This window comes from Streptomyces corynorhini, assembly GCF_003346515.1.
Classification (GTDB): domain Bacteria; phylum Actinomycetota; class Actinomycetes; order Streptomycetales; family Streptomycetaceae; genus Streptomyces; species Streptomyces corynorhini.
Genome location: NZ_QQNA01000432.1, coordinates 1 through 1500, shown reverse-complemented (window position 1 = coordinate 1500; position 1500 = coordinate 1). Strand labels below are relative to the sequence as shown.

General features: G+C 78.5%; 1 protein-coding gene and 1 pseudogene. One reads left to right on the top strand and one right to left on the bottom strand.

What is annotated here, in order from left to right; translation table 11 throughout:
* Positions 1 to 177, bottom strand: a pseudogene (locus DVH02_RS34010) (phosphoesterase); the annotation flags it as partial.
* 164 nt (positions 178 to 341) lie between these two features.
* Between DVH02_RS34010 and DVH02_RS34005 the strand changes: the two are divergent.
* On the top strand, positions 342 to 1500 hold a 1159-nt coding region (locus DVH02_RS34005; RefSeq protein ID WP_114627681.1), incomplete at its 3' end, for an aminotransferase class I/II-fold pyridoxal phosphate-dependent enzyme.

Below are 1500 nucleotides of genomic sequence, written 5' to 3'. Positions count from 1 at the left end.
CGCCCCCCGGCCGAGCACGGCGATCCCCGCCGCCGCGCCGAACCACAGCAGTCCGTGGTTGGCGGCGCGGCTCAGCCGGGGCAGCACCGGGTCCGCGCCCGGCCAGTGCCGGCCGGCGACGGAGCGGAAGGCGCGCTGGTCCCAGGAGTCGAGCAGTGTCGCGAAGGTGTCAGCCATGGCACCCGGCTACCCCGGCGGCGCGGGGTCAAGCGGCACGGTCCGGCAAGCGCGGAGCCGTAAACCTCCGTATAAAGAGCACAAAGAATGACGAAGCGTCTGAAAGCCCCGCTTCGGCGGGCTCGGCCCCGACGCGCTCGACGGGAGGTGTCGCCGTGCGGCCCATGACGGCCGGGGGCCGCGGCCCCGTACGGTACGGCCCGCCCGCGCCCGGCAGCGGACTGCCCGTACTCCCCGAGCTGGCCGACGTCTGCGCGGCGGCGGCCCGGCACGGCACGCCCCAGCCGCCCGGCGGCGGCGCGGCCCTGCGGCAGGCGGCCTGCGGCTACTGGTGGCGGCGCGGTCTGCACGGCGGCCCCGACGACATGGTCGCCGCCCCCGGCGCGCAGCCGCTGCTGTTCGCGCTGCTCGCCGCGTACGACGGGGACGTCCTGATGTCCCGGCCCTGCCCCGCCTGGTGGACCCCGCAGGTCCGGCTGCTGGGCCGACGCGCCCACCACGTACCCGCCCCGGCGGACGCGGGCGGCGTGCCCGATCCGTTCGCGCTCCTGGAGACGGTGCGCCGGGTGCGGGCCGAGGGCGGCGCCCCCGGGGTGCTGCTGCTCTCGCCCGCCGACGACCCGACCGCCACCGTCGCCCCGCCCGAACTGGTCCGCGAGGTGTGCGAGGCGGCCGTCGGGGAGGGGCTGCGCATCGTCAGCGACGAGACCTGGCGCGACACCGTGCACCGGCCGCGCGAGACCGTGCTGTTCAGCCCGGCGGAGATGTGGCCCGACGAGGTCGTGGTCGTCGCGGACTCCGCTGGCTCCCTGCTGCCGGCCGGCTGGCCGATGGCCGTCGCCCGCTGTCCCGCCACCCCGCGGGGCGCCGCCCTGCGGGCGAGGACGCTCGATCTGCTCACCGCGCTGGGCGCGGTGGTCCCGGGACCGGTCGCGGCGGCGGCCGGCTACGCGCTCGGCGACCCCGAGGCGGTCACGGCCAGGGCGCGGGCCGCCGCCGCACTCCACGCGCGCGTGGCCGCCGCCGCCCACCGCGCGGTGCTCGTCTCGGGCGCGCTCGCCAGGACCCCGCAGGCCGGACGGCACCTCTACGCCGACCTCGGGCCGCTGCGCGACCGGCTGGCGGGCGCCGGGATCACCGACTCGATGGAGCTGGAGACGCATCTGAGCGGGCGGCTGGCGATGCCCGTACCCGGCGGTCACCGGTTCGGCGACGAACCGGGCGCACTGCGCGTACGGCTGTCGACGGGACCGCTCCTCGGCTCGACCAGGGAGCAGCGCCTGGCGTCCCTCGCGGCCGAGCGGCCGCGAGGGACGCCAGGCG